We start from the raw sequence: 26,006 nt of genomic DNA, 5'->3' as shown, positions 1-26,006 counted from the left end.
TCAGATTAGCGAGTTCGCTCCCGATTGGCGTCGGAACTGGTAGTCGGCCAGCGCTGGGCGCCACAGTCCGTTGGCGTCGAAGCACGTGGAGAGCAGCCGCAGATCGGCTCCGTCGCCGGCGATGGCGACCTTGCCGTCGACGACCCACCGGTTGACCGGCAGCAACGGCACGGGCCACCCGGCCACGACGAGCCGGTCGCACACCAGCCGCTGCAGGCGGCCGCCGTCGTTGTCGACGATGACCGCGGGCGTGTCGAGGTCCAGTTCGCGGACGGTGGCGTGCGGGTAGCGCCGGACCCCGATGCCGGCAAGCGTCGCGGCGCCGGGGCCGATCAGGTCAACGGGCCCGAACCGTCGCGCGAGGCACGAGGCCGCCCACGCGCCGAGTTCGGCGGCGCCCACCACGACAATCCGTTCGAAATAGGTCATGTCCACCGGTTCCCGCATTCACAATTCGAATGTTCACGCAGGTCAGAACGCCTCCAGAAGATAAGGGCACGATCATCCGCGCGTCAAACCCCGGCGGTATCTCAATACGCAAAAATCAATGGGCAAGGAATAGGTCGTGGATGACCGCCACCGTCAGTAGGTGACGGTGATCGTGCGGTCCGGGCCGTTGACCTCGATCGTGCCGCCCACCGGGATGATGACCTGCGGGTCGGTGTGGCCGAGGTCGACGTCGAACACGATCATCGTGTCGGGCGCGTACTGCGCGAAGGCCTGGAGCACCGCTTCGCGTTGTTCGGCGGTGTGGGTGGCGCGGTCGGTGTCCTGGTTGGTGAAGAACCAGGCCTTGGCCCGCCCTACCAAGACGGCCGCGAATCGCCGCAGCAGGCCGCGTTCACCCATGTTGCGCAGGATCCGGTAGACCTCGGTCGCGGACGGCATCTCCTCACTGGTCTCGAAGAACAGGACCTTGCCGTCGTAGTGCTCGGGGGCGTTGATCTCGCGGCCGGCCATCATCAGCCACGACAGGATCTCCAGGTTCCCGCCCCACGACGTGGCCTTGACCGTGGTGTGCGGCTGGTGCCAGATCCAGCCGCCGCTGGGTTCGAGGACGGGTTCCGTCTCGAACGCCCCGGGGTCCTCCCAGGCGCTGTCCTTGTCGCCGTAGGCGGTGGACTCGGTGAGCCGGTACTCCCCCGGCGTGAACAGCGCGGCCCGCAGCGAGTCGGCGGTGGCGGGGTGCATGGCGCCGGGCCGGCCGAACTGGACCATGACGCTGCCGCCGTAGAAGCCGACCATGCCGCGGTTCGCGAGCCACGTCAGCAGGTTGGTGTTGTCGCTGTGTCCGAAGAACGGCTTGGGGTTGGCCTTGATCAGGTCCTCGTCCAGGTGGGGCAGGACGGTGATCTGGTCGTCGCCGCCGATCGTGGCGATGACCGCCTTGATGGACGGGTCGGCGAACGCGGCGTGCAGGTCCGCGGCGCGCTCCCGCGGGGTGGAGCCGAGCTTGCGGGTCGCCGGGTACTCGACGGGGACCAGGCCGAACTCGGTCTTGAGGCGCTGCAGGCCCAGTTCGTGCGGGAGGGGGAACAGGCCCGGCAGGCCCGCGGCCGGGGAGACGATCGCCACGCGGTCGCCGGGCTGGGGCTTGGGCGGGTTGATCAACGACATGGTCGCTGAGCGTAGTAACGCCGGGCGCGGACAGTGCGTCCTTTGTCGCTGCCGGACGCAGATCACAGGAGCTGGTGGCCTGACCCAGAACGTTGGCTGGGCAATTCACGCTCAGCAGGACACCTCGCGACACCGCCCCCACGCCCCCGTACTAGAACGCGGGCCAGGGGATGGCGGGCCAGTCGCCGGACGGTTCGGGGTAGACCCCGGCGGCCAGCAGCTTGTCGGTGCGTTCCCCCACGGCCCGGACCTCGGCGCGGGTCAGGTGGTCGTGCAGCGACTCACCGAGGGCGCCGTCCAGTTCGGATCTCAGGCGGCGCAACGTGTCCACGGCGTGCTCGGGGAGGGGTTCGCGGGCCCAGCCCCACAGGACGGTGCGGAGTTTGGGTTCGGTGTGCAGGCAGATGCCGTGGTCCACGCCGTAGACGGAGCCGTCGAGGGCGTGCAGGACGTGGCCGCCTTTGCGGTCGGCGTTGTTGACGACGACGTCGAAGGCGGACATCTCGGCGATGCGGGGGTGGTCGGCGTGCACGAGCACGGCCGGGTCGCCGAAGCGGTCGTGGGCGTGGAAGACGGGGATCCAGCCGGGTTTGACGTCGTCGACGCTGATGATGTCGACGAGTTCGTCTTCCTCGCGGGTCTCGACCCAGAGTTGGACCATGCCGCTGCCGAACGGGCCGGGGCGCAGCACGGTGGGCGGCACGACGCCGAAGGACGCGGCGGAGATGAGGTAGGTGGCCACCTCGCGGCCGGCGAGCGTGCCGTCGGGGAAGTCCCAGAGCGGCCGTTCGCCTCGCACGGGTTTGTAGACGCACTGGGCGTCGACGCCGTCCAACGAGATCTTGCAGAACAAGGTGGCGTTGGAGGCGTCGACGAGGCGTCCTTCGACCTCGATGCGGCCGTGTTCGAGCAGGTGCAGGGCCGACGAGGTGTCCACGTCAGTCTTCTTCGGTGCGGCGGTAACCGTTTTGCCGCGGGCAGATGTGGCCGTCCGCGTCGAGCGGTTCGGCGCACAGGGGGCAGGGTTTGCGGCCGGCGTTGATGACGCGGTCGGCGCGTTCGGCGAAGGCGCGGGCGGCGGACGGCGACAGGAAGACCCGCACGGCGTCGGGGCCTTCCTCGGTGTCGTCGAGCACGACGGCCTCGTCGACCTCCTCCTCGGAGATCGCGAGGAGTTCGATGACGACCGCCTTGGACTCGGCGTCCCAGCCGAGGCCCATGGTGCCGACCCGGAACTCCTCCTCGACGGGCACGTCGAGGGGCTGGGTGTCGAGGTCGTCGGGTGGCGCGTCCTCGGGGACGTCGGCGCCGAAGCGGCGGTGCACCTCCTCGAGCAACGAGCCGATGCGTTCGGCGAGGACCTGGACCTGCTGCTTTTCCAGGGCGACGCTGATCAACCTGCTCTGCTCTGAGGCCTGCAGGTAGAAGGTGCGGTCGCCGGGCTGCCCGACGGTTCCTGCGATGAAACGGTCGGGTGCGCGGAATACGTGAATGACACGAGCCATGGCAGATACGACCCTAGGCCACGCGGAGATCGTCGGCAGGTCCTCCCCCACCAAACACTCCGCGTATAGGGTCGGGTTGTGGTGAAGATCGCTTCGTACGGGACCTGGACCTCGCCGATCACGGCCGGCGACACCTCCAAACCGGGGGGTGGGTTCCAGTGGGCCGACCTGCACGGTGAGCAGGTGTGGTGGGCGGAGAGCCGAGCGGCTCAGGGCGGCAGAGTGGCGCTGGTGCGCGACGGCGTCGAGGTGCTGCCCGCGCCGTGGAACGCCCGCAACCGGGTGCACGAGTACGGCGGCAGGCCGTTCGTGGTGCTCGAGCAGGACAGGGTGGCGTTCACGCACTGGAACGACCAGCGCGTGTACGTGTTCGACCCCGACGCTCCCGAGCCCACGCCGCTGACGCCCGAGCCGCAACGGCATCACGGGGTGCGGTACTCGGATCTGTCGGCGGGCCCGGACGGCGAGGTGTGGTGCGTGCGGGAGTCCGTCACGGGCGACGCGCGCACCGACGTGCGCCGCGACCTGGTGGCGATCACCCGCTCGGGTGAGATCCGGGTTCTCGGTGCCTCGCACCACTTCATGACCGGCCCGAAGATCAGCCCGGACGGCACGAGGTTCGCCTGGATCGGCTGGGACCACCCGCAGATGCCGTGGGACGGCGCCGAACTCTGCGTCGCCGAGATCGGCTCCTCCGAGCACGAGGTCGTGGCCGGGTCGCAGACCGAGGCGGTGTGCCAGTTCGAGTGGGAGGGCGACTCCCTGCTGGCGCTGACCGACCCCGACGGCTGGTGGAACCTGTTCCGCGTCTCCCCCGACGGCACGCGCAAGAACCTGGCGCCGTGCGAGGAGGAGCTGGGCGGTCCGATGTGGAGGCTGGGCAACCGCTGGTTCGCCACGCTGTCGCCGGGCCGGTACCTGGTGGTGCGGTCGGGACATCTGGCGGTGCTCGACGAACGGTCCGCGACGGTGACCGACGTGCAGACCGATCTGCCGACGTGGGCCGCGGACCTGTCGGTGCGCGACGGCGTGGTGATCTGCGGCGCGGCCGGGCCGACGTCGGACTACGCCGTGGTGCGCCTGGACCTGTCCAACGGCGAGCTCTCGTACCTGACCGGCGGCGAGCAGTCGCCGGAGTCGGCGTACCTGCCGGTGCCGGTGGAGCGGATGTTCGGCGAGATCCCCGCGTACGTGTACGCGCCGTCGAACCCGGACTTCGCCGGGCCTGAGGGTGAGTTGCCGCCGTACGTGGTGCACGTGCACGGCGGGCCCACGGGGCGTGCGTTGCCGAAGCTCGACACGGACATCGCGTACTTCACCAGCCGTGGCATCGGTGTGGTGGCGGTGAACTACGGCGGCTCCACCGGCTACGGGCGGGCGTTTCGGGAGCGGCTGCGCGAGCAGTGGGGTGTCGTGGACGTGGAGGACTGCGCGTTCGTGGCCCAGGAGCTCGCGAAGGAGGGCACGGCGGATCCGCAGCGCCTCGGGATCCGGGGTGGTTCGGCGGGTGGCTGGACGTCGGCGGCGTCGCTGACCTCGACCGGCGTGTACCGGTGCGGCATGGTGGCGTTCCCGATCCTGGACCTGGCCGGCTGGACGTCGGAGGGCGGCGAGACGCACGACTTCGAGTCGCGCTACGTGGAGGGCCTGGTCGGCACGCTGCCGGAGGCCGCCGACCGCTATCGGGACCGTTCGCCGTCGACGAAGGCGCGGTCGGTGTCGGGGCCGGTGCTGTTGTTGCAGGGCCTGGAGGACGAGATCTGCCCGCCGGAGCAGGCGGACCGGTTCGCCGCGGATCTGGCCGGGTCGGGCATCCCGCACGCGTACATCACGTTCGAGGGCGAGCAGCACGGGTTCCGGATGGCCGAGAACATCAAGACGGCGCTGGAGGCGGAGCTGTCGTTCTACGGGCAGGCGTTCGGGTTCGTCCCGCCCGGTGTGCCGGTGCTGGAACTCTCGGAGTGAGTCTGCTCTCCGCCGGGGATCGGGTCGCGCTGGTGTCCCCGGCCGGCCCGGCCCTGGCTTCGAAGATCGACGCGGGCGTGGACGTGCTGCGGTCGTGGGGCCTCGAGGTCACGGCGCCGGTGGTGCGGCCGTGGTCGTTGCCGTACCTGGCCGGGTCGGACGAGGCGCGGGCGGCGGAGTTCGTGTCGGCGTGGCGTTCGGACGTGTCTGCGGTGTTCTGCGTGCGCGGCGGGTACGGGTGTCTGCGGATGACGGACCTCGTGCCGTGGAAGGACTTGCCGCCGCGGGTGTTCGTGGGCTCGTCGGACGTGACGGTGCTGCACGCCGAGCTCAACGCCGTGGGCCAGCCGACGGTGTTCGGGCCGATGCCGGGCACCGCTGATTTCGTCGGCGATCCGCTGGCCCAGTCACGGCTGCGTGCGCTGCTGTTCGAGGGCACACGGTCGTGGACGACGGGCACGCCTGTGGTGGCGGGTACGGCGCGTGGGGTGCTCACGGGCGGGAACGCGGCGTTGCTGGCGGCGTCGGTGGGCGGGCCCCGCTGGGAGCCGCCCGCCGCGGGGGCGATCGCGTTGCTGGAGGACATCGGCGAGGAGGCGTACCGGCTGGACCGGATCCTGACGCAGTTGCTGCGGGCGGGCTGGTTCGAGCCGGTGTCGGGGATCGTGCTGGGGTCGTGGACGGACTGCGGTGACGTCTCGGCGGTGCTGGCGGACCGGCTGTCGGGTCTGGGGGTGCCGATCCTGGGTGACGCCGGGTTCGGGCACTGTCCGGGCTCGTGGTCGTTGCCGCTGGGTGTGCGGGCGGAGCTCGACGCGGGCGCGGGGACGTTGACGCTGGTGTGAGCGCGGGTCACCCGGTGGGCCGCGGCCGTCCGGGTGACGCCGGGTAGGCTTCCCGCCGCCATGAGACCCCAGCCTCAGTGGGCGGCGTTAGACGTCTACGCGTCCAACTCCGACCTCTACGCCGATCCCCGACTGGTGGAACGGGTGGACTACCGGCGTCGCTTCAAGCGGCACCGGCCCCGTACGCAGTCGGTCGTCCTCGCCCCGCACGGCGGCGGTATCGAGGTCGGAACGTCCGAGCTGTGCCTCGCGATCGCGGGTTTGCACCCCGGCACCCGCGTGCCGATCGGCCAGACCCACGACTACTGGATGTTCGAGGGCCTGCGCACGGCCTCGAACGACGAGCTGCACGTGACGTCGTCCAACTGCGACGACCGTGTGGCCCGCACGCTGGTGTCGGGGGCCTCGCACGCGCTGGGCCTGCACGGCTGCACGGCGGCCGCGGCGGGTCTGGAGGACCACGACCGGGCGGTGCTGGTCGGCGGGCGGGACGCGTTGCTGCGGCTGGAGCTGCTGACGCGGCTGCGGCGGGCGGGGTTCCACACGATCGACGCGGTGGACCACCCGATCCTGGGCGGCTTCGACCGGGCGAACATCGCGAACCGCACCCGTTCGCGCCAAGGCGCGCAGCTGGAGCTGACGACTCCCCTGCGCACGGCGATGTTCGAGGAGAACTCGCGCTCGGACCGGCGGCACACGACGACCGAGGTGTTCTGGGACTTCGTGCACGCCTGCCGTGCGGCTGTGGCGGCGCGTGAGGCCCTCAACAACTAGCGTCGACGCCGTGCGCCTCACGTCGGTCACGATCGGCACGTCACAGCCTCGCGAGCTCGCCGGGTTCTACGCCCGGCTGCTCGGCGCCTCGGTGGGGGCGGTGCAGGACGACTGGGCTCAGGTGCGGGTGCCGGGCGGGCTGACGCTGAACTTCGAGTTCGAGGCGTGTTTCCGCAGGCCGGTGTGGCCGAGCGCGGACGGTGCGCAGACGGCGTCGCAGCACCTGGACGTCGAGGTCGACGACCTGGGCGCGGCGGTCGAGCACGCGCTGGCGTGCGGGGCGGTGCTCGCGGCCGTGCAGCCGCAGGAGGACGTGCGGGTGCTCATCGATCCGGACGGGCACCCGTTCTGCCTGTTCCTTTAGACGCGCACGGCGAGCACGCGGCCGCGCCATGTGCCGTCCCGGGCGGTGAAGGCGGACACCGAGGTGAAGCCCTGCTGCTCGTAGTAGGCGACGAGACGGTGGTCCTCGCTGTCGTAGCAGTCGACGCGCAGCAGGCCGACCCCGGCGGCACGGGCTTCGGCGCGGGCGTGGGCCAGCAGTGCGGCGCCGACACCGTTGCCGGCATACGCGCGTGCGGTGACCAGCAGGGTCACGTAGTGCTCGGGTTCGTCGGCGGGCGGCACGTAGTCGTGCGGCGTGGTGGAGGTGATGATCACGCCCGCGGGCACGTCGTCGATCACACCGAGCCACACGGTGCCGGTGGTGGCGAGCCGGGTGATGCGTTCGGCGGTGGCCGGGGCAGCGGACCAGTGGTCGGTTCCCCACTGTCCGCTGCGGCCCTGCGAGGCGAGCCAGTCCTGCGCGTCGTCGAGCATTTTCAAGATCACCGGCGCGTCGGCCGGCCCGCCTCGCGTGACATCCATGTGTCTACAGGTACTTCTTGAGCTCCCGCTTGGCCAGCGACATGCGGTGGACCTCGTCGGGGCCGTCCGCGAGGCGCAGGGTGCGGGTGGCGGCCCACAGTTCGGCCAGCGGGAAGTCCTGGCTGACGCCGGCGCCGCCGTGGGCCTGGATGGCCTTGTCGAGGACCCATTCGGTCATCGAGGGGGTGCCGATCTTGATGGCCTGGATCTCGGTGTGGGCGCCCTTGTTGCCGACGGTGTCCATCAGCCACGCGGTCTTGAGGACCAGGAGCCTGGCCTGTTCGATGCGGACGCGGGACTCGGCGATCCACTCGTGCACGACGCCCTGGGCGGCGATGGGCTTGCCGAACGCGACGCGCGAGGAGGCGCGGCGGCACATCAGTTCGAGGGCGCGTTCGGCCATGCCGATCAGGCGCATGCAGTGGTGGATGCGGCCGGGGCCCAGGCGGGCCTGGGCGATCGCGAACCCTTCACCCTCACCGGAGATGAGGTTCGAGGCGGGAACGCGGACGTCGACGAACTCGATCTCGGCGTGGCCGCCGTGGGCGTGGTCGCCGTAGCCGAAGACGTGCATGGCGCGCTTGACGGTGACGCCGGCGGCGTCGCGCGGGACGAGGATCATGGCCTGCTGGCGGTGACGTTCGGCGTCGGGGTCGGTCTTGCCCATGACGATGAAGATCGCGCAGTTCGGGTTCATCGCGCCGGAGGACCACCACTTGCGGCCGTTGATGACGTAGTCGTCGCCGTCGCGTTCGATGCGGGTGGCGATGTTGGTGGCGTCGGAGGAGGCGACCTCGGGTTCGGTCATGCAGAACGCGGAGCGGATCTCGCCGTCGAGCAGGGGCTGCAGCCACTGCTTCTTCTGCTCGTCGGTGCCGAACATGGCGAGCACTTCCATGTTGCCGGTGTCCGGGGCGGCGCAGTTGAGGGCCTCGGGGGCGAGGTGGGGGCTGCGGCCGGTGATCTCGGCGAGCGGCGCGTACTGCAGGTTCGTCAGGCCCGCGCCGTGCTCGGGGTCGGGCAGGAAGAGGTTCCACAGGCCCTGACGGCGGGCTTCGGCTTTGAGCTCTTCGAGGATGGGCTGGCGTTCCCACGGGTCGGCGGCGTCGTGCAGCTGCTGCTCGAGGACCGCTTCGGCCGGGTAGACGTGCTCGTCCATGAACGTGAGGAGCTTGGTGCGCAGTTCCTCGGTCTTGGCGTCGTAGGCGAAGTCCATTAGAGCTCCTTGTGGGCGGCGGCGAGTCCCTGCCGCACGAGGGGAACGGTGAACGCGCCGAGCTTTTCGAAGCCGGCGCCGACGGTCTTGCCGCTGGCGAAGCGGAAGTGGATGCCTTCGACGATGACGGCGAGCTTGAAGTAGCCGAAGGCGATGTACCAGCCCAGGCCGGAGGTGTCGGTGCCGGTGCGGGCGGTGTAGCGGGCGACGAGCTCGTCGGCGGACAGGAACCCGGGCAGCGAGGTGACGCCGCCGGTGATGGGGTCGTTGTCCGCGCCCAGGCCCGCCCAGTAGACGTAGAGCAGGCCGAGGTCGGCGAGCGGGTCGCCCAGGGTGGCCATCTCCCAGTCCAGGACGGCGCTGATCTCGAGGGGGTCCTGGGTGACGAGCGCGTTGTCGAGGCGGTAGTCGCCGTGGATGATCGCGGCGCGCGGCGAGTCGGGGACGGTGTCGGCGAGCTTGTCGCGCAGTTCCTCGATGCCGGGCAGGTCGCGGCTGCGGGAGGCGTCGAGCTGCTTGCCCCAGCGCTTGACCTGCCGGGCGAGGAAGCCTTCCGGGCGGCCGAAGTCCTGCAGGCCCACGGAGGCGGGGTCGACGGAGTGCAGGTCGGCGAGCACGTCGACGAGACGTTCGGACAGCGTGCGCGCCTGCTCCGGGGTGATCCACGGGCACTGCGAGCGTTCCCGCAGGGCGGCGCCGGGCATCTCCTGCATGAGGTAGAACGGCGCGCCGATGACGGAGGTGTCCTCGACGAGCTGGTGCGCGCCGGGCACGGGAACGTTCGTGTCGGCGAGCGCGGAGATGACGCGGAACTCGCGGGCCATGTCGTGGGCGGTGGCGAGCACGTGACCCAGCGGCGGGCGGCGCAGCACCCACGTGCGGGTGCCGTCGCTGACGCGGTAGGTGAGGTTGGAGCGGCCGCCGCGGAACAGCTCGCCGGTCAGCGGGCCCGTGCCCAGGTGTGCGGCCAGTGCCCGCAGGTCGAGTCCGGGAAGGTCGGTCACAGGTTCACTCCGAGGGTGGCGAGGTGGGCGCGGGTGCTCTCAGCGCTCGTGTGGCGGAACGCGTGCATGCCGACGGACTGGGCGGCCTCGACGTTGATCGGCGCGTCGTCGAAGAACACCGCGCGCCCCGCGTCGACACCGACCTGCTCGAGGGTGTGACGGTAGATGCGCTCGTCGGGTTTGCGCAGGCCGATCCGGCCGCTGATCACGACGGTGTCGAACAGCTCGATCAGCAGGTCCTTCGGGTAGCCCTCGCCCCAGCTGTTGGACAGCAGCGCGGTGTGCAGGCCGGCGGCGCGGGCCTTGCGGACGAGCTCGACCATCGCCGGGTCGGGGCTCGCGCCACCGAACATGCGCTTGAGCAGCCCGTCCTCGTCGATCTTGGCACCGGTGGTGGTGATCAGCTCGGCGGCCAGCAGCCGTTCGAACTCGGGCACCGTCAGCTCGCCGGTCTCCAGGCGGAACACGGGGTTGTCCGGGAGCGCCTCGCGGCTGAGCCACTCGCGCATGATGCGGCCGTAGACGTCGCGGTCGATGGCCTCGGCGTGCAGCCAGGCGCCGACGAACTCGGGCACGGAGACCGTCAGGACGCCGCCCCAGTCGAAGATCAGCGCGTCGACCAGTGGCTGTTGCGGAAGCGTTGTGTCACCCACGACTCGGAGGGTACCGACCGGTCGGTATGTCGGCAACCGGGGAGCGCGACCGCGACTTTCGGCGGATGGGACAAGTTCTCTTTATGCGGTTTCCGGTCCCCTCGGACCCCGATACGTTCGAGCCCGAAGGGGGTCCACATGGCCAGGATCGCAACGGTGGCTTTGGCCGCCGCGATGACGCTCGCCGTCTGCCAGTTCCCCGCCGCTCAGGCGGACGGCGGACGGATCGTGAAGACCGACAAGGGCGCGGTCGCCGGGACGGTGACCAGCACGTACCGCACGTTCGGCAACATCCCGTTCGCCGCTGCGCCGGTGGGTGCGAACCGGTGGCGGGATCCGCAGCCCGCCGCGGCGTGGCAGGGGGTGCGGGACGCGACGACGCCCGCGCCGATGTGCGCGCAGGGCGCAGGGCTGGGGCAGCCGCCCTCGCAGACCGAGGACTGCCTCTACCTCAACGTCACCACTCCGGCGGGCAGTGCGGCGCGGCCGCGGCCGGTGATGGTGTGGATCCACGGCGGCTCGTTCACCAGCGGCGGCGCGTCCATGTACGACGCGCGGTGGCTGGCGACCAAGAACGACGCCGTGGTCGTGACGGTGAACTACCGGCTCGGGGTGTTCGGGTTCTTCGGCTACCCCGGACTCGCCGGCTCCGGGACGTTCGGGATCGCGGACCAGCAGGCGGCGCTGCGGTGGGTGCAGCGCAACGCCCGCGCGTTCGGCGGTGATTCGCGCAACGTGACGGTGTTCGGCGAGTCGGCGGGCGCGTTGAGCGTGTGCGCACAACTGGCGTCGCCGCGGGCGGCGGGGTTGTTCGCCAAGGCGATCATCCAGTCCGGGCCGTGCGGGGTCGACGCGCCCTCACCGACGGAGCCGGGGACGTTCGCGCACCTGTGGAAGCCGCGTGCCGAGGTCGAGCGGTCGGGTGTGGGCACGGTGGGCTGTGCCGACCTCGCGTGCCTGCGGGCGCAGCCGGTCGAGAAGCTGCTGACGGTGCACGACCAGTTCACCTCCCCCGCCTACGACACGGCGGTGTTGCCGATCGACCCGCTGGTGGCGCAGCGCACGGGCCGGATGCACCGTGTTCCTACGTTGGTGGGGTCGACGCACGACGAGATGACGTTGTTCACGCCGGAGGCCTTCCCTCAGCCCGTGCCCGAGGCCGCGTACGGAGCGACGCTGGGCGCGTTGTTCGGCGCGGACGCGGACAAGGTCGCGGCGCGGTACCCGGTGAACGGCAACGGTGACGCGCGGGACGAGATCGCCAGGCTGCTGACGGACAAGTCGTGGTCGTGCGAGTCGGCGGTGACGCGCAGGCAGCTGGACCGGCACGCGCGGGTGTCGAGGTATGAGTTCGCGGATCAGAACGTGCCGATGTTCTTTCCCGGCATGCCGCCGTTTCCCGGCGGCTACAAGGCGTTCCACGCCTCCGAGCTGCCGTTCCTGTTCGACTTCGGGCTGCCGTTGACGGCGGGGCAGCGGCAGCTGTCGGACTACATGATCTCGGCGTGGGGCCGGTTCGCCCGCACCGGTGATCCGGGCTGGCGGGCCGACGTGCAGTCGCTGGCCGCGGGCGCCGTCGGGCCGGCGGACTTCGCGAAGGACCACCAGTGCGAGTTCTGGGGGTCGCTGTGAGAACGATGCTGTCAGCGGTCGTGGCCGCCGTGATGGCGTGCGCGGTGCTGGTGAGTCCTGCCGCCGCGGACGGTGGCGCGGTGGTGCGCACGGACAAAGGCGCTGTGCGGGGCAAGGTGACCGAGGCGGTGCGGACGTTCGGGAACATTCCGTTCGCCGCTGCGCCGGTGGGTGAGAACCGGTGGCGGGATCCGCAGCCTGCCGCGCGGTGGCAGGGGGTGCGGGACGCGACGTCGCCCGCGCCGTTCTGCGCGCAGAACTCGCAGCTGGGGCAGCCGTCGTCGGACACGGAGGACTGTCTCTATCTGAATGTGACGACGCCGGCGGGGAGTGCGGCGAGACCGCGGCCGGTGATGGTGTGGATCCACGGCGGCGGGTTCACGTCGGGGGCGGCGTCGATGTACGACGCGACGTGGCTGGCGTCCAGGAACGACGCCGTCGTGGTCACCGTGAACTACCGGCTCGGGGTGTTCGGGTTCTTCGGTCATCCGGGGCTGGCCGGGTCGGGTGCGTTCGGGCTGGCCGATCAGCAGGCGGCGTTGAAGTGGGTGCAGCGCAACGCCCGTGCGTTCGGCGGGGACGCACGCAACGTCACGGTGTTCGGCGAGTCCGCGGGTGGACTGAGCGTCTGTGCGCAGCTGGCGTCGCCTCGGGCGGCGGGGTTGTTCGCGAAGGCGATCATCCAGTCGGGGCCGTGCGGGCTGAACCTGCCGTCGTTCACGGCGCCGGGTGAGTTCACCGGCGTGTGGCGCTCCCGGGCCGACACGGAGAAGGCGGGCGTCGGCGTGCTCGGGTGCGCGGACGTGGCGTGCCTGCGGGCGCAGCCGGTGTCCACGCTGCTCACGGTGCACGAGCAGTTCGCCTCGCCGTCGTACGACACGGCGGTGCTGCCGATCGATCCGATCGTCGCGCAACGCACGGGCCGCATGCACCACGTTCCGACGCTGGTGGGGTCGACGCACGACGAGATGACGTTGTTCGCGCCGTTGTTCTGGCCGCAGCCGCTGCCCGAGACCGCCTACCAGGACCAGCTGGCCTGGTTCTTCGGTGCGAACGCGGCCAAGGTCGCGGCACGGTATCCGGTCAACGGCAACGGTGACGCGCGCGACGAGATCGCCGAGCTGCTGACCGACAAGGGGTGGGCGTGCCCGTCGCAGACGGCGCGCGGTGAGCTGGGGCGGCGGGCCCGTGTGTCGGGGTACGAGTTCGCCGACCCGGACGTGCCGATGATCTTCCCGGACCTGCCGCCGTTCCCGGAGTACGGGGCTTATCACGGCTCTGAGCTGCTGATGCTGTTCGACATGGGCCAGACGCTGACGCCCGAGCAGCGGAAGGTGTCGGACTACATGATCGCGGCGTGGGGCCGGTTCGCGCGTACCGGTGATCCGGGCTGGCGGGCCGACGTGCAGTCGCTGGCTCCCGGAGCGATCGGCGGCACCGATTTCGCCCTGGATCACCAATGCGGGTTCTGGTCGTCCATTCTGTAGCTCATGCCCGGTTACCGCGGACTCGCCCGCGATCGCGAGTTCCGCACCCTGTTCGTGGCGCACGTGGTGTCGGTGGCCGGGGACCAGTTCGCCAGGGTCGCGCTGACGGTGCACGTCTACGACCGCACCGCCAGCGCGGGCCTCACGGCGTTGACCTACGCGTTGACGTTCCTGCCGGACCTGCTCGGCGGGCCTCTGCTCTCGGGGCTCGCCGACCGGTTCGCCCGCCGCAGCGTCATGGTGGCCGCGGATCTCGTGCGCGCGGCCCTGTTGGTGCTGATGGCGGTACCGGGGCTGCCGTTGTGGGTGCTGGCGGCGCTGCTGGTGACGGTGCAGCTCGCGGGCGCACCCCACGGGGCGGCGCGGGCGGCGGTGCTGCCCAACATCCTGCCCGACGAACGGTATCCGCTGGCCCAGGCCGTGCTGAGCACCGTCACGCAGGCCGCGCAGGTGGCCGGGTTCCTCGGTGGCGGCGTGCTCGTGGCCTCGCTGGGGCCGGGACCGGTGCTGCTCGCGGACGGGGTGACGTTCGCCGTGTCGGCGCTGCTGGTGGGGGTGTTCCTGCTCGACCGGCCCGCGCCGGGCCATCCGCACGTGCGGGCGTGGCCCGCGGATCTGCTCGGCGGGGCGCGGCTGGTGTGGGGTGACCGGCGGCTGCGGGCGCTGGTCGCGCTCGCCTGCGTGTCCGGGTTCTACATTCCCGCCGAGGCACTCGCCGCGCCGCTGGCCTCCCAGCTGGGGGCGGGTCCGGCGGCGGTGGGGGCGATCTTCGGCGTGGTGTCGGCCGGGACCGCGCTGGGCATGGTGGTGCTCGCGCGCGTGCCGGCCGGGCGGGGGCTGCGGTGGATGCCGGTGCTGTCGGTCGTGTCGTGCGCGGTGCTGCTGCCGATGGCGTTGTCTCCGGGTCTGGCGTGGACGTTGGTGCTGCTCGGACTGTCGGGCGCGGCCAGCGGGTATCAACTGCTCGCCAACGCGACGTTCGTGCGCTCGGTGCCCGACGCGACGCGCGGCCAGGCGTTCGGCCTGGCCGTCACGGCGCTGCGGGTGTCGCAGGGGCTGGGGATCGCGGCGGCGGGGGCGGCGGCCCACTGGTGGCGGGTACCGCACGTCATCGCGGCCATCGCGGGTCTGGGGGTGCTGGCCGCGGCCGGCGCGGCGTGGGAGTGGAAGCAGGCCTTCACGCAGGCCGGACACGCACAACCACAAACGTCACCGTGACGGTGGAGGGTGCCGGTCGGGGCACCCTCCTGCGCCACCACGGTTCACACAAGGCTCAGACGGTCCAGTCGGTCGACGCGAACGTCCAGTCCGTCGACGCCATGAACGTCCAGTCGGTCGAACCGGAGCTGAAGGTCCAGTCCGTCGACTTCGCGAAGGTCCAGTCAGTGGAGGTGAAAGTCCAGTCGGTGGACAGCGCGCGGTTCATCATGACCGTCTCCTTGTGGGAATGCGGGGTGTGCAATGAGGGGTGAAAACACGAGGACTACTCGGGGTGAGGTCCCCCACATGGAGCCACGACTTCGCGTGACCCGGTAGCTACAGTGGTTTGTTCCTGATGGTTTTCGGTGGGGGTGGCAGCGTGCCTAGGCTCGACCCGCGCCGGTGGAAGTTATGGTCCCTTCCTCCTGTCGTGCTGACCTACGTCGTGACGATTGCCGTGCTCGCGGCACTCGTCACGCTCGCGACCGCACGGCTTACCCCTGTCGAGGTGCGCCACTGGGCCTGGTTCGCGGCCCTCACCGCGGCAGCGCTCATTCATCTGGAAGCGGCGCGCGGAATCGAACGCATCCGCGAAATCTCCTCTGAGGGTGTCCCTCACGCGCAGATGCAATCGGTGTGGCAATTCGCGGGCGTGCTCGTTCTCCCGATGCCACTGGTCGTCCTGATGGTCGTGACCATCTACCTGCACGCGTGGCTGCGGGTGTACGAGCGCCGGGCTGTTCTCTACCGGAAACTGTTCTCCGCGGCCACTGTCGTACTTGGCTGTGCCGCAGCGCAATGGGTCCTGGCCATGTTCTCCGCCTCAAACCCGTCCGATCTGGACGGACCACGCGGCCTCACAGCACTCGTGATCGCGGGATTCCTCTACTGGTTCGTCAACTACGCCCTGGTCGTGGGCGCGATCATCATGACCAACCCCGAGAACCCGCTCAAGACGGCGCTCGGCCACGCCTCCGACGTCCTCATCGTGACCGCGTCGGTCGGCCTCGGTTCCGGCATCGCCATCATCGCCACCGCCCGGCCGTGGCTCTCGCCGATCCTGCTGCTCACCGTCCTGGCCCTGCACATGGGCCTGCTGCTGCCGCAGTTCCGCGTCGCCGCCCGCACCGACAGCAAGACCGGCCTGGTCGACGCCACCTTCTGGCACGACGTCGCCGAACGCGAGATCGCCCGCGCCCGCCGCCTGGTCTCCACCGTCGGGGTGCTGATACTGGACCTCGACCACTTCAAGCAGATCAACGACACCTACGGCCATCTCGCCGGCGACCGGGTGCTGCGCGCCGTCGCCGACGCCCTCAAACACGCCGTGCGGTCCTACGACCTGGTCGGCCGTTTCGGCGGCGAGGAGTTCGCGGTCCTGCTGCCCGGCGTCGGCACCACCGAGGTCCGCGCCACCGCCGAACGCATCCGCTTCGACATCGCCCGCCTCGAGGTCGAGGTCGTCGACCGCCTCGGCAACACCCGCGTCATCACCGGCCTGACCGGTTCCGTCGGCGCCGCGGTGTTCCCCGACATCGCCACCGAGCTCAGCCCGCTGCTGCTGGCCGCCGACGAGGCGCTGTACCAGGCCAAGAACAACGGCCGCGACCGCGTCGCCACCGCCGCCGCCCGCTAGCCCGCCGCGGAAACGATCTTTCCGCGCGAACTTCGCGAACCCGCCCGGCACGACGGCCGGCTGCGTCTAGGCTTCCCCCTCGATCAAATCCTGGGGGATTTCAATGGGCTACTGGGCCACGGCTTTCATGATGTTCAAAGCCTCGTGGCGGGTGCTGCGCACGCAACCGCGCATCTCCGCCTTCCCGATCTTGTCCGGGGTGACGGTGCTGCTCGTCGCCACCGCCGTCCTGACGCCGGCGTTCTCCGCCGCGCAACGACCCGGCCCAGCGGTCTGGGCGCTGCTCCTCGCGGGATGCTTCCTCGCGATCACCATGGTCACCACGTTCTTCAAGGCCGCGCTCATCTCCCAGGCCAACGTGGCGCTGTGCGGCGAGCACGCCCGCATCGGCGCCGGGCTGGTGGCAGCGGGACGGCGCTGGCCACGACTGCTGACCTGGTCGGTGCTGACACTCACCGCGTCCGCCGTGCTGCGCGCGATCGAGGGATACGCGGACTTCGCCCTGCGGTTCCTCGGAGTGCTCGCCGAGATCGGCTGGAACCTGATCGCCTACCTCGTGCTCCCCGTGCTCACGCTCGAAGACGTGACACTGCGCGACGCGCCGAAGCGCTCCGCCGATCTGCTGCGCCGGACCTGGGGCGAGAACATCGCGGGCTACGCCGGTCTGAGCCTGCTCGGGGTGGTCGCCGCCGTGGCGGGTGTCGCCGTGGTGATCGGCCTCGGCTCGCTGGTCGGCGGCACCACGGCCCTCTACGTCTGCGTGCTGCTGTCCGCGGCGTGGGTACTGCTCGTCGCCGTCGTGCTGGCCACCCTCAACGGGATCTACCAGACCGTCCTGTACCGGTTCGCCGCGCAAGGAACGGTGTCCGCAGTGCTCGGTGACCTCGATCCTCGCGAGTCCTTCCTGACCACCTGAGCTAGCCCGCCAGGAACTCCTCGATCCGCGACGACACCGTCTCGGGGTCCTCCACCCACGGGTAGTGCCCCACACCCTCGTGCACGAACAGCGTCGCGTCCGGGAACAACGCCGCCAGCTCCACACAGCGCCGCACCGGCGAGATCGGATCCACCTCGCACGCGTACACCAGCACCGGATGCCCGAAGTCCGCGATCGCCCGCCGCAGCACACCCGGCACGAACGCACCCTCGGCGTTGTAGCCCAGCGCGACCTCGTACTTCCACTGCCCCAGCTCCGCGTCCGCGTGCGCCCTGGTCCGCTCGTCCCACCGCGCGTACAGCAACGGCGACGCCGCCACCCGGTTGCGCACCGAGTCGTCCCCGGCCGCGTTGCGCTCCAGAGCCGCCGTCGCCACCTCGAACCACGGCTGATCGGCGCGGGTGGCCAGGAACGTGTCCCAGTCGCTCTGCTCCGGCGACAACCCGACACTGCGCAACGCCGGGGTGAGCAGCACGAGCTTCCCGACCCGGTCCGGGTAGTCCGCCGCGTACCCCATCGCGATCCCGGCACCCGCGGAGTGCCCCAGCACGTCGATCACGTCCAGGCCCAGGTGACGGCGCAGCATCTCCACGTCCCGCACCAGCATGTCCCGCCGGTAGGTGAACGGATCCGCCGGCTCGTCCGAGGAGCCCGTACCTCGGTTGTCCAGCACCACCAACCGCCGCGACGCGTCCAGCCCGCCCAGCGTCTCCAGGTACTCCGACGCCCGCCCGGGACCACCCGCCAGCACCACCAGCGGGACGCCGTCCCCTGCTTCTCGATAGGCGAGTTCGGTGCCGTCGAACGAGGTGAAGCGTGCCATGCTGCACATCATGCCGAAGATCGCCACGGCCGACCTCGTCGACCGGCCGCAGCTGCTCGAGTTCCTCGCAACCCGCCACCACGGCGTCCTCATCACCCGCCGCAGCAGCACCGACGGTGTGCAGGTCTCCCCCGTCTCCTGCGGCGTCGACACGCAGGGCCGCATCGTCGTCGCGACCTACCCGCAACGCGCCAAGGTCCGCAACGCCCGCCGCAACCCCCACGTCACCATGTGCGTGCTCTCCGACGACTGGAACGACGCCTACGTCCAGATCGACGGCACCGCCGAAGTCCTCGACCTGCCCGAAGCGCTGGAGGACTTCGTCGAGTACTACCGCTGCATCGCCGGCGAGCACCCCGACTGGGACGAGTACCGCGCCGCCATGCTCCGCCAGGGCAAGTCCCTCATCCGCATCACCATCGACAGCTGGGGCCCCATCGCCACCGGCGGCTTCCCACCCGAACTGGACGCCTGACCCGTGAAGCTCTGGATGAAGATCGTCCTGTGGGTCTACATCGCCTTCAACCTGCTCCAGGCCGTCGTGCTCACCTTCAGCCCCGAACTCACCGACCGCGCCTACCTCGGCGGCGAGATGACACCGACGCGCGCGTTCCAGTGGTACTCCGTCGCCGGCTACCACGTCCTCATCATCGCGATCACCATCATCGCCATGGGACTGAGCCGCGCGACCGACCGGCGCAAGCTCATCGTCCTCAACGCCCTGATGTACCTGTTCTGGGACGCGGGCTCACAACTCGCCTACTGGGGCCGCGAGATCGGCATGGCCACCTCCGACCTGCTGATCAACACCGGCGTCAGCATCGCCACCGGCCTCGTCCTGCTCGCCGTCGCCTTCCTCGACCGCGACCCGGCTAGCTAGACCACGTCCCGCCCCAGCCCGCCGGCTTCTCCAGCAACACGCACGAGCCGCCGTGCGGGCTCTCGATCGACGCGATCAACCCGGTCGGCACGGTCGTGGGCTCCAGCAGCACACGACCGTCCAACTCGGACACCTTCGCGCACGCCGCCGCGACATCGTCCACGGCGAAGTACGTCTGCCAGCCCCGCGCACGCGTCGTCGTCAGCCGGCCCGCGACCGAACGCGGATCACCATGCCGCGCCGACGTGAACAACACGAAGTCCTCCGTCGCCGGATCGACCTCCCAGCCCAGCGCCCCGGTCCAGAACTCGTCGTCCGGCGCCTCGACCATCAACTCGACCCAGCACGGCTCACCGTGCCGGGGAGGCGGCGCCCACGGACCGTGCAACACCCGGCCGGAGTCCACAGAGGAGTTCCCGATCAGGTCACGCGGCTCGTCACCACCGAAGAACACCCGCCAACCCTGGTCCCCCGCAACGACCTGAGCCGCGAGCCGATCACCCACCCAGCCCGAGAACGACCCACCGGGCTCCGCGATCACCGTCCACCCGAGAACACCGGCGAAGAAATCCACCGACGACTCAGGCTCGGCAACGCTCAACTCAAGACGACGAAGACCACAAGACGACACGGAAATCCCATCGGGCGCGGATCAGGAGCGCGCCCCATCCTCTGCTCCGACCACCTGAGACGACAATGCGCCATTCGGCGGCATGCGCTCCGCACTCACCACGTCACGCAGCGGGATCGGCTTGCCGAGGTGGAAACCCTGCCCCACCCGCACACCCAGCCGCTTCAACGCCTCCACCTGAGACGGCCGCTCCACCCACTCCGCGACCGCCGACAACCCCAGCCCGTTCGCGATCTGCACGATCCCCGACACCAGCACCGCGTCGGCGTCGTTGGTCTCGATGCCCTTCACGAACTCGCCGTCGATCTTGATACCCGTGATCGGCAGGTGCTTGAGGTGCACGAACGACCCGAACCCCGAACCGAAGTCGTCCAGGGTGATCCGGCAGCCGAAGCTGCGTAGCTGCGTCGCCAGCGTCACCGCGGCGTCGAGGTTGGTGACGGCCGCCGTCTCCGTGATCTCCAGACCCAGCCGGCCCGGCGCCACCCCAGCCGAACCCAGCTTGTCCAGCACGAAGTTCCCGAAGTCAGGGTCCTCGAGAGTCCGGCCAGAGACGTTGACGTTGAACCGCAACCGCGGATCCGGCTGCGCCACCAACGCGTCGATCGCCGTCGTCAGCACCCACCGGTCCACCTCGAGGATCAGGTTCGACCGCTCCGCCACCGGCAGGAAGTCCGCCGGACCCAGATACGGCTCCTGCTGGTCCTCCAGGCGCAACAACAACTCGTGCCCGAGCACCTGACCCGTCGTCAGCTCCACCATCGGCATGCCGTACAGCGCCAACCCGTTGCCCGCCAACGCCGCCCGCAACCGGTCCAGCACACTGACCCGCTTCACCGTGTCCGCGTAGTGGTTCGGCTCGTACACCGTCACCCGGTCCCGGCCCGCCGCCTTCGACGCGTACAACGCCAGATCCGCGTTCGCCAGCACCAGCTCCCACGAGTCACCAGGACCGAACTCCGCCAGCCCCGTGCTCACCGTGATCCGCGCCGGAGTCCCGATCCCCGCCAGCGGAAAACCCGCCACCGCGTCCCGCAACCCGTCCGCCACCTCGGACGCGTCCTTCGGCGACGCACCCGGCAACACCACCGCGAACTCGTCACCACCCAGACGAGCGATCAACCTGTCACCCAAACGGGACTGCAACGCCGACGCCAGCATCCGCATCACCCGGTCACCCACCGCATGACCACGCAGATCGTTGACATCCTTGAAGTTGTCCAGATCCAGCACCAGAAGCGCACCCGAACCGTTGTTCGCCAGCTCCTGCTCCAGCGCACGCGTCAACGCCCGGCGATTCGGCAGACCCGTCAACGGATCCTGCTCCGCCATCCTCACGAGCTCGTCGTGCACCCGCGACGACTGCGTCACGTCGTGCGCCGTACCCAAAGCCCGCAACGGAGTCCCGTCATCACCGACGACGACCTCACCGAAGCACTCGAACACCCGCTCCTTGCCGTCCGGCCGCAACATCCGATGCGTGTACGTGAACACCGAACCCGTCTTCAGCGCCGCGTCCAGCGTCTCCTCGATCATCGGCAGATCGTCCGGATGCACCAGCTGCGAATAAAGCTCGAAGTCGAACGCCGTCCCCGCCGAGAACCCGAACATCTCCAGCAGGGTGTCCGACCAGATCACCCGATCCTCGCGGATCGACCACTCCCACGTCCCCATGCGCCCCAGAGCCTGAGCCCGGCGCAACGCGTCCGCCTCCTGCGTCACCGTCAACTCACGATCACGCCACGCCGACACGTCCACGACCTCGTACATCAGATCGTCACCCAGCCGCGAGCACCGCACCTCGAGCCACTTCGGACCCGGTACCAGCACCTCACGAGCGGGAGCGGGCACCTCGGGCACCCCGGGGAGCAACGCCGGCAACGACCGGCCGTACGCCTGCTCGACCGGAACCCCCAGCACAGCACCCAACGCGCGGTTGCACCACAACAGGTTCCCGCGCGAATCCGTCACGGCATAGCCGACACCCGCTCGGTCCAGCACCGTGCGGCAGTAGGAGGTCACGCGCGTCATGATCGTCCGATCACCGGACGTAAGCAACCCGCTACGCCGGTCAGTTCGCTGTTGTACGAACGGCTATCTCAGCCGCTCCAAACCCTTCGCCGACTCCACCAGCTCCGCGGCCAGCTTCCTCAGCTCCTCGTTCTCGGCCCCGTCCTGCGCCGCCGTCACCACATCCTCCGCGGCGCACCGCAGCTGGAACAACCTGTCCTGCAGATCCGCCAGCTCGGCGGTGCTCAGCACCACCGCGTCCTCCGGCAGACCACCCCGCTGCAACGCCGCCCTGCGCTCGTACGCGCGCTGACGACACGGCTGCGCGCAGTACCTCCGCGGCCGGCCGATCCTCCCACTCCCCGGCAACCGCCTCCCGCACCACGCACAGTGCCTGGGCTCATCCGCCTCCATGGAGCGCTCCATGGCGCGCGACGGTAGCGAATAGCGGTGTGCGCCATCCAGCGACGCGCCAGAAAGCCAGACCTTCGTAGGGAACCGGACACTACCCGGCGGGCCGTTGGTGCCTGTTTTTGGAGGGGTTTGATCAACTTCCGTCGTTCCAGCCGACGAAAACCTTAGTTTCAGACCGCACTGAAGCAATAGAGAAAAAGAAGAAAGGGTGTCGCCACCCACCGTCCACTCGTGAGCCACCGCCGGAAGGCACACTCTTGTCACGTGACACATCCCTACCTCGCAGGCCCGCGCCCCCGCGCCTTCGCCCACCGCGGCTGGCACGTCGACGACCTCACCGGCATGGAGAACTCCCTGAGCTCCTTCCGCCGGGCCGTGCAGGAGGGCTACCGCTACATCGAGACCGACGTCCACGCCACCTCCGACGGCCACGTCGTCGTCCACCACGACCACACCCTCGACCGCACCACCGACGCCCACGGCATCGTCTCCGACCTGCCCTGGACCGAAGTCCGACACGCCCGCGTCGGCGGCCGCGAACCCATCGCCCGCCTCGCCGACGTCCTCGAAGAACTCCCCGACACGTTCTTCAACATCGACGTCAAGTCCGAGAACGCCGTCGAACCCATCATCACCCTGCTGCGCAAAGCCAAGTCACTGCACCGCGTCTGCCTCGCGAGCTTCTCCGACAACCGCCTCGCCCGCCTCCGCAAGATCGCCGGCCCCGAACTCCTCACCTCCATGGGACCCCGCTCCGCCGGCGCACTCTGGGCCGCCGGCCGCATCCCCCTCGCCGGACTCGCCGTCCGCGGCCAGGTCGCCCAGGTCCCCGTCAGCCAGGGACGCCTGCACATCGTCGACCGCAAGTTCGTCCAGGCAGCCCACCGCAGAGCACTCGAAGTGCACGTCTGGACCATCGACGACGAAGCCGACATGCGCGCCCTGCTCGACCTCGGCGTCGACGGACTCGTCACCGACAGGCCCGACGTCCTGCGCCGAGTTCTCCAGTCCCGCAACAGCTGGTAACAGCTTGGACAGCCGATCATCAGCCGCGTCGGCGGACAAGTACAGTCCGCCGACATGAAGGTCAAGGGCGACGACGCCGCCGACGCCAACAACGCCGGGCGCCGCAAGAAAGAACAACGCGGCTGGGTCTGGTACGACGTGGCGAACTCCGTGTTCCCCACGTCCGTGATCACCGTCTTCCTCTCGCTGTACCTCACGAGCATCGCGACCAACGCCGCCAAGGCCGACAGCGCGCTCAACGGGACCAACCCGTGCGCCAACGACAACGCCTTCGACCACTGCGACGTCACGATCCTCGGCCTGCAGTTCCCCTCCGGCTCGCTCTGGGGCTACCTGCTCTCCATCGCCACCGTGGTCCAGGTCCTCGTGCTGCCCGTCATGGGCGCCATCGCCGACCGCACCCAGAACAAGAAGAAGATGCTCGGCTTCTTCGCCTTCACCGGCTCCGCGGCCACCATCGCGCTCGCCACCGTCGAAGGCACCAACTGGAAGCTCGGCGTCGTCTTCTTCATCATCGCCAACATCTGCTACGGCGCCAGCGTCGTCGTCTACTACGCCTTCCTGCCCGAGATCGCGACCCCCGACGAACGCGACGCCGTCTCCAGCCGCGGCTGGGCCTTCGGCTACCTCGGCGGCGGCGTCGCCCTCGCCATCCAGCTCGGCATCACCCTGTCCGCCGACTCCCTCGGCATCACCTCCGGCGACGCCGCACGCATCGCGTTCGTCATCTCCGGCATCTGGTGGGCGGCCTTCACGATCATCCCGCTGCGCGCCCTCACCGAACACCAACGCCCCCACGGCGCCGAGCACGGCGCCTCGGTGATCTCCGCCGGCTTCAAGGAACTCGGCACGACCCTGCGGCAGGCCAAGGCCTTCCCGCTCACGCTCGCGTTCCTCGGCACCTACCTGATCTACACCGACGGCATCGCCACCGTCGCCAACGTCTCCGCCCAGTACGGCAGCGTCGAGCTCAAGTTCGAACAGCAGACGCTGATCACCGTGATCCTCATCGTCCAGTTCGTCGCCTTCGTCGGCGGCGTCCTGCACGGCTTCGTCGCCAAGCGCATCGGCGCCAAGAAGACGATCCTCGGCTCCCTGATCGTCTGGATCGTCGTGATCACCGCCGCCTTCTTCGTCAAGGCGGGCGACGAAACCTCGTTCTACCTCGTCGCAGCCGGCATCGGCATCGTGCTCGGCGGCACGAACGCCCTGTCCCGCAGCCTGTTCAGCCAGATGGTGCCCCCCGGCCGCGAAGCCCAGTACTTCTCGCTCTACGAGGTCGGCGAACGCTCCACCAGCTGGCTCGGCCCGCTGGTCTTCGCCGGCGTCGGCCAGGCCACCGGCAGCCTGCGGCCCGCCATCCTGGCCCTGATCATCTTCTTCGTCGCCGGGTTCGTCCTGCTGATCTTCGTGCCCGTCCGCCGCGCCATCAAAGCCGTCGGCAACAACGAACCCGCACTCGTCTGACGTCCACTCCACGGTCCAGGGCGGCGCTGCTTTCACCGGCAGCGCCGCCCTTTTTCACGCCCGGACCCGCTGCCGCCGCACCGGCGCCACCGCGGCCAGCACCAGCAACAACCCCAGCCCGGCCGCCGGCACGAAGATCTCGCTCCCCGCGACGACCAGGAACACCAACGGAACCAGTTGCAGCACCGCGAACAACGACAGCGCCCGCCCCAGCACGAAGTCACCACGCACGAACGCGAACACCCGCAACCCGACGGTGATCAGCCCGACCGCCAACAACCCCACCCCCGCGGCGAACCCGCCCAGCACCCCGAGCACCGCCGCTCCCCCACCCCACCAGAGCAGCCTGCCCGCGGGCGGCGTCGGCGCCTCCCGGTGAAAACCCAGGCACAGACACACGAACGTCACCAACGAAGGCAGCTGGAACACGCTCCACATCAACGCGTACTCCGGCTGCCCCAGCGACACCACCGACAACACCGCCGGAGCCGCCGCCGCGACCTTCGCGAGCGTCCGCCGCCCGTTCAGCAACGCCGGCAGCGCCACCAACGGCCCCAGCTCCAGCACCCTGACCGCCGAGAACGGACCACCGACGCCCGCCGCGAGGTTCACGATCGCCGCCACCGCGTAGAACACCCCGAGCAGCAGCCCGAGCATCCCCAGCGCCCGCACGACCTCACCGCGCCACACGACCTTCGCCGGCACGCTCGTGAGCGCCGCCCCCGCCGCGAGATGCGTGCGCACCGCGAGCCCGAGGATCGCACCCGTCTCCCCCCACCCCGGCCAGCTGTGCTCCAGGTCGAGGTCGTCGTCCCGCTCGGCCAGGAAGATCCCGACCATCTCCTCCTCGCGGTCCCGCCGGTACCACCGGGGCAACACCCTCAGCAGCACCCGGTACCGCCGCTCCAGATTGCTCACACCCGACCCGCCCATGCCTGGAGCCCCCTCCCCCTCAGCACCGCGCTCGCCGCCCGCACGTTCGCGCTCAGCCTCGCGACCTCCGCCTGCAACGCCCGCACACCGGAGTCGGTGAGCTTGTAGTAGCGCCGCAGCCGCCCCTGGTGCACCTCCTCGCGGTCGCGCTCGGCGAGCCCGTCCGCCACCAACCGGTCCAGCACCCCGTACAGCGTGCCGACCCGCAACACCATCCGCCCCTCGGACAGCTGCTCCACCGCCTGCACGATCGCGTACCCGTGCAGCGCCTCCTCCGCCAGCGCGGTGAGGACGAGGAACGTCTGTTCGGACATGACCCGACCACTCATGTCGTTGAATATAACGCGGCGCGAGCTATATCGGGAAGCGGAATGACACCGGAGGGTTGACTTCGGTCAACACTGAAGCAATAGAGGTAGCCGAGCCGGGTGGCTGGACGTTCGAACGCTTGGCGGGTGGCCGGGGCGTCCACCAAGTCCGCGGG

28 protein-coding genes are annotated in these 26,006 nt (G+C 69.9%); 13 read left to right on the top strand and 15 right to left on the bottom strand.

All coding sequences use genetic code 11. From position 1 onward, the window contains the following. The 4 genes from ACH413_RS05510 to ACH413_RS05495 all read right to left on the bottom strand — a co-directional run bounded on the left by ACH413_RS05510 (window position 1) and on the right by ACH413_RS05495 (window position 3,122). Complete coding sequence (locus ACH413_RS05510) at window positions 1–429, bottom strand: hypothetical protein (RefSeq protein WP_360036403.1); 429 nt, start codon at window positions 427–429, stop codon at window positions 1–3. A 153-nt stretch (window positions 430–582) separates the two neighbouring features. Further along, window positions 583–1,617: a S66 peptidase family protein gene (locus tag ACH413_RS05505; RefSeq protein WP_360036400.1), complete on the bottom strand. Its 1,035-nt coding sequence runs from the start codon at window positions 1,615–1,617 to the stop codon at window positions 583–585. Window positions 1,618–1,768: 151 nt separating this feature from the next. Further along, window positions 1,769–2,554, bottom strand: coding sequence for an SCO1664 family protein (locus tag ACH413_RS05500; RefSeq protein WP_360036398.1), 786 nt, complete (start codon window positions 2,552–2,554; stop codon window positions 1,769–1,771). Window position 2,555: 1 nt separating this feature from the next. Continuing rightward, window positions 2,556–3,122, bottom strand: coding sequence for a DUF3090 domain-containing protein (locus ACH413_RS05495; RefSeq protein ID WP_360036396.1), 567 nt, complete (start codon window positions 3,120–3,122; stop codon window positions 2,556–2,558). A gap of 78 nt (window positions 3,123–3,200) precedes the next feature. On the opposite strand from ACH413_RS05495, the gene ACH413_RS05490 reads away from it, so the two are divergent. Genes ACH413_RS05490 through ACH413_RS05475 form a run of 4 tightly spaced genes read left to right on the top strand, consistent with a single transcriptional unit; the run spans window position 3,201 to window position 7,070 of the window. Continuing rightward, a complete protein-coding gene (locus ACH413_RS05490; protein ID WP_360036393.1) occupies window positions 3,201–5,087 on the top strand; it encodes a prolyl oligopeptidase family serine peptidase in 1,887 nt (628 codons plus the stop codon). Beyond that, window positions 5,084–5,932: an LD-carboxypeptidase gene (locus ACH413_RS05485; protein ID WP_360036390.1), complete on the top strand. Its 849-nt coding sequence runs from the start codon at window positions 5,084–5,086 to the stop codon at window positions 5,930–5,932. Before ACH413_RS05490 ends, ACH413_RS05485 begins: the two co-directional genes overlap by 4 nt. Window positions 5,933–5,992: 60 nt before the next feature. After that, window positions 5,993–6,706, top strand: a complete 714-nt coding sequence (locus tag ACH413_RS05480) for a poly-gamma-glutamate hydrolase family protein (RefSeq protein ID WP_360036387.1) — start codon at window positions 5,993–5,995, stop codon at window positions 6,704–6,706. A 10-nt stretch (window positions 6,707–6,716) separates the two neighbouring features. Beyond that, window positions 6,717–7,070, top strand: a complete 354-nt coding sequence (locus ACH413_RS05475; protein WP_360036385.1) for a VOC family protein — start codon at window positions 6,717–6,719, stop codon at window positions 7,068–7,070. Here the strand turns inward: ACH413_RS05475 and ACH413_RS05470 are convergent. The 4 genes from ACH413_RS05470 to ACH413_RS05455 are packed head-to-tail and all read right to left on the bottom strand — an operon-like array spanning window position 7,067 to window position 10,446. After that, window positions 7,067–7,573, bottom strand: a complete 507-nt coding sequence (locus ACH413_RS05470) for a GNAT family N-acetyltransferase (protein WP_360036383.1) — start codon at window positions 7,571–7,573, stop codon at window positions 7,067–7,069. The two genes, ACH413_RS05475 and ACH413_RS05470, sit on opposite strands and share 4 nt — an antisense overlap. Before the next feature lie 4 nt (window positions 7,574–7,577). Continuing rightward, window positions 7,578–8,789 (bottom strand): acyl-CoA dehydrogenase family protein, encoded by a 1,212-nt coding sequence (locus ACH413_RS05465; protein ID WP_360036380.1) that lies wholly within the window; start codon window positions 8,787–8,789, stop codon window positions 7,578–7,580. After that, window positions 8,789–9,793, bottom strand: coding sequence for a phosphotransferase family protein (locus ACH413_RS05460; protein ID WP_360036377.1), 1,005 nt, complete (start codon window positions 9,791–9,793; stop codon window positions 8,789–8,791). The genes ACH413_RS05465 and ACH413_RS05460 overlap by 1 nt, the downstream gene beginning before the upstream one ends. Continuing rightward, the gene (locus tag ACH413_RS05455) at window positions 9,790–10,446 is read right to left on the bottom strand and encodes an HAD family phosphatase (RefSeq protein WP_360036374.1); all 657 of its coding nucleotides are present in this window, start codon (window positions 10,444–10,446) and stop codon (window positions 9,790–9,792) included. Before ACH413_RS05455 ends, ACH413_RS05460 begins: the two co-directional genes overlap by 4 nt. A gap of 138 nt (window positions 10,447–10,584) precedes the next feature. Here ACH413_RS05455 and ACH413_RS05450 point away from each other — a divergent pair, with 138 nt between their 5' ends. Genes ACH413_RS05450 through ACH413_RS05440 form a run of 3 tightly spaced genes read left to right on the top strand, consistent with a single transcriptional unit; the run spans window position 10,585 to window position 14,783 of the window. Next, window positions 10,585–12,078 carry a carboxylesterase family protein gene (locus tag ACH413_RS05450; protein ID WP_360036371.1) on the top strand — a complete coding sequence of 498 codons (1,494 nt, stop codon included), beginning with the start codon at window positions 10,585–10,587 and terminating at the stop codon, window positions 12,076–12,078. Between the two features lie 5 nt (window positions 12,079–12,083). Further along, entirely contained in the window at window positions 12,084–13,565 is a 1,482-nt protein-coding gene (locus tag ACH413_RS05445) for a carboxylesterase family protein (protein WP_360037253.1), read from the top strand. A 3-nt stretch (window positions 13,566–13,568) separates the two neighbouring features. After that, complete coding sequence (locus ACH413_RS05440) at window positions 13,569–14,783, top strand: MFS transporter (protein WP_360036368.1); 1,215 nt, start codon at window positions 13,569–13,571, stop codon at window positions 14,781–14,783. Window positions 14,784–14,838: 55 nt separating this feature from the next. Here ACH413_RS05440 and ACH413_RS05435 read toward each other — a convergent pair whose 3' ends face one another. Next, window positions 14,839–14,994 carry a hypothetical protein gene (locus ACH413_RS05435; protein ID WP_360036365.1) on the bottom strand — a complete coding sequence of 52 codons (156 nt, stop codon included), beginning with the start codon at window positions 14,992–14,994 and terminating at the stop codon, window positions 14,839–14,841. A gap of 150 nt (window positions 14,995–15,144) precedes the next feature. Between ACH413_RS05435 and ACH413_RS05430 the strand changes: the two genes are divergently transcribed. After that, window positions 15,145–16,401 carry a GGDEF domain-containing protein gene (locus tag ACH413_RS05430; RefSeq protein ID WP_360036362.1) on the top strand — a complete coding sequence of 419 codons (1,257 nt, stop codon included), beginning with the start codon at window positions 15,145–15,147 and terminating at the stop codon, window positions 16,399–16,401. Between the two features lie 103 nt (window positions 16,402–16,504). Continuing rightward, on the top strand, window positions 16,505–17,317 hold the full coding sequence (locus ACH413_RS05425; RefSeq protein ID WP_360036359.1) for a DUF6159 family protein: 813 nt from the start codon (window positions 16,505–16,507) through the stop codon (window positions 17,315–17,317). Window position 17,318: 1 nt separating this feature from the next. Here ACH413_RS05425 and ACH413_RS05420 read toward each other — a convergent pair whose 3' ends face one another. Beyond that, the gene (locus tag ACH413_RS05420; RefSeq protein ID WP_360036356.1) at window positions 17,319–18,161 is read right to left on the bottom strand and encodes an alpha/beta hydrolase; all 843 of its coding nucleotides are present in this window, start codon (window positions 18,159–18,161) and stop codon (window positions 17,319–17,321) included. Window positions 18,162–18,171: 10 nt separating this feature from the next. Between ACH413_RS05420 and ACH413_RS05415 the strand changes: the two genes are divergently transcribed. After that, entirely contained in the window at window positions 18,172–18,636 is a 465-nt protein-coding gene (locus tag ACH413_RS05415) for a PPOX class F420-dependent oxidoreductase (RefSeq protein WP_360037250.1), read from the top strand. Between the two features lie 15 nt (window positions 18,637–18,651). Then, window positions 18,652–19,041 (top strand): hypothetical protein, encoded by a 390-nt coding sequence (locus tag ACH413_RS05410; RefSeq protein WP_360036354.1) that lies wholly within the window; start codon window positions 18,652–18,654, stop codon window positions 19,039–19,041. Here the strand turns inward: ACH413_RS05410 and ACH413_RS05405 are convergent. The 3 genes from ACH413_RS05405 to ACH413_RS05395 all read right to left on the bottom strand — a co-directional run bounded on the left by ACH413_RS05405 (window position 19,034) and on the right by ACH413_RS05395 (window position 22,108). Beyond that, window positions 19,034–19,672 carry a VOC family protein gene (locus tag ACH413_RS05405; protein ID WP_360036351.1) on the bottom strand — a complete coding sequence of 213 codons (639 nt, stop codon included), beginning with the start codon at window positions 19,670–19,672 and terminating at the stop codon, window positions 19,034–19,036. The two genes, ACH413_RS05410 and ACH413_RS05405, sit on opposite strands and share 8 nt — an antisense overlap. Before the next feature lie 21 nt (window positions 19,673–19,693). Continuing rightward, window positions 19,694–21,694, bottom strand: a complete 2,001-nt coding sequence (locus ACH413_RS05400; protein WP_360036348.1) for an EAL domain-containing protein — start codon at window positions 21,692–21,694, stop codon at window positions 19,694–19,696. A 72-nt stretch (window positions 21,695–21,766) separates the two neighbouring features. Further along, window positions 21,767–22,108 carry a hypothetical protein gene (locus ACH413_RS05395; RefSeq protein WP_030475304.1) on the bottom strand — a complete coding sequence of 114 codons (342 nt, stop codon included), beginning with the start codon at window positions 22,106–22,108 and terminating at the stop codon, window positions 21,767–21,769. A 252-nt stretch (window positions 22,109–22,360) separates the two neighbouring features. Between ACH413_RS05395 and ACH413_RS05390 the strand changes: the two genes are divergently transcribed. Together ACH413_RS05390 and ACH413_RS05385 are read left to right on the top strand one after the other, a co-directional pair. Further along, window positions 22,361–23,122, top strand: coding sequence for a glycerophosphodiester phosphodiesterase (locus ACH413_RS05390; protein ID WP_360036345.1), 762 nt, complete (start codon window positions 22,361–22,363; stop codon window positions 23,120–23,122). A 54-nt stretch (window positions 23,123–23,176) separates the two neighbouring features. Further along, window positions 23,177–24,589 (top strand): MFS transporter, encoded by a 1,413-nt coding sequence (locus ACH413_RS05385; protein ID WP_360036342.1) that lies wholly within the window; start codon window positions 23,177–23,179, stop codon window positions 24,587–24,589. Window positions 24,590–24,643: 54 nt separating this feature from the next. Here the strand turns inward: ACH413_RS05385 and ACH413_RS05380 are convergent, their stop codons facing one another. Together ACH413_RS05380 and ACH413_RS05375 are read right to left on the bottom strand one after the other, a co-directional pair. Continuing rightward, window positions 24,644–25,507: a hypothetical protein gene (locus tag ACH413_RS05380; protein ID WP_360036339.1), complete on the bottom strand. Its 864-nt coding sequence runs from the start codon at window positions 25,505–25,507 to the stop codon at window positions 24,644–24,646. Then, the gene (locus ACH413_RS05375; protein ID WP_360036336.1) at window positions 25,504–25,851 is read right to left on the bottom strand and encodes a PadR family transcriptional regulator; all 348 of its coding nucleotides are present in this window, start codon (window positions 25,849–25,851) and stop codon (window positions 25,504–25,506) included. The genes ACH413_RS05380 and ACH413_RS05375 overlap by 4 nt, the downstream gene beginning before the upstream one ends. Between the last annotated feature and the right edge of the window lie 155 nt (window positions 25,852–26,006).

The sequence above is a fragment of the Lentzea sp. NPDC020367 genome, from assembly GCF_044387305.1.
Taxonomy (GTDB): domain Bacteria; phylum Actinomycetota; class Actinomycetes; order Mycobacteriales; family Pseudonocardiaceae; genus Lentzea.
The sequence above is the reverse complement of the archived record's forward strand: the minus strand, read 5'-3'. Positions and strand labels throughout refer to the sequence as shown.

Coding starts and splice junctions, on each gene's coding strand:
- ACH413_RS05510 (WP_360036403.1), bottom strand. CDS start 429: ATGACCTATTTCGAACGGATTGTCGTGGTGGGCGCCGCCGAACTCGGC.
- ACH413_RS05505 (WP_360036400.1), bottom strand. CDS start 1,617: ATGTCGTTGATCAACCCGCCCAAGCCCCAGCCCGGCGACCGCGTGGCG.
- ACH413_RS05495 (WP_360036396.1), bottom strand. CDS start 3,122: ATGGCTCGTGTCATTCACGTATTCCGCGCACCCGACCGTTTCATCGCA.
- ACH413_RS05480 (WP_360036387.1), top strand. CDS start 5,993: ATGAGACCCCAGCCTCAGTGGGCGGCGTTAGACGTCTACGCGTCCAAC.
- ACH413_RS05470 (WP_360036383.1), bottom strand. CDS start 7,573: ATGGATGTCACGCGAGGCGGGCCGGCCGACGCGCCGGTGATCTTGAAA.
- ACH413_RS05465 (WP_360036380.1), bottom strand. CDS start 8,789: ATGGACTTCGCCTACGACGCCAAGACCGAGGAACTGCGCACCAAGCTC.
- ACH413_RS05450 (WP_360036371.1), top strand. CDS start 10,585: ATGGCCAGGATCGCAACGGTGGCTTTGGCCGCCGCGATGACGCTCGCC.
- ACH413_RS05445 (WP_360037253.1), top strand. CDS start 12,084: ATGCTGTCAGCGGTCGTGGCCGCCGTGATGGCGTGCGCGGTGCTGGTG.
- ACH413_RS05440 (WP_360036368.1), top strand. CDS start 13,569: ATGCCCGGTTACCGCGGACTCGCCCGCGATCGCGAGTTCCGCACCCTG.
- ACH413_RS05435 (WP_360036365.1), bottom strand. CDS start 14,994: ATGATGAACCGCGCGCTGTCCACCGACTGGACTTTCACCTCCACTGAC.
- ACH413_RS05425 (WP_360036359.1), top strand. CDS start 16,505: ATGGGCTACTGGGCCACGGCTTTCATGATGTTCAAAGCCTCGTGGCGG.
- ACH413_RS05420 (WP_360036356.1), bottom strand. CDS start 18,161: ATGGCACGCTTCACCTCGTTCGACGGCACCGAACTCGCCTATCGAGAA.
- ACH413_RS05415 (WP_360037250.1), top strand. CDS start 18,172: ATGCCGAAGATCGCCACGGCCGACCTCGTCGACCGGCCGCAGCTGCTC.
- ACH413_RS05410 (WP_360036354.1), top strand. CDS start 18,652: ATGAAGATCGTCCTGTGGGTCTACATCGCCTTCAACCTGCTCCAGGCC.
- ACH413_RS05395 (WP_030475304.1), bottom strand. CDS start 22,108: ATGGAGCGCTCCATGGAGGCGGATGAGCCCAGGCACTGTGCGTGGTGC.
- ACH413_RS05385 (WP_360036342.1), top strand. CDS start 23,177: ATGAAGGTCAAGGGCGACGACGCCGCCGACGCCAACAACGCCGGGCGC.
- ACH413_RS05375 (WP_360036336.1), bottom strand. CDS start 25,851: ATGAGTGGTCGGGTCATGTCCGAACAGACGTTCCTCGTCCTCACCGCG.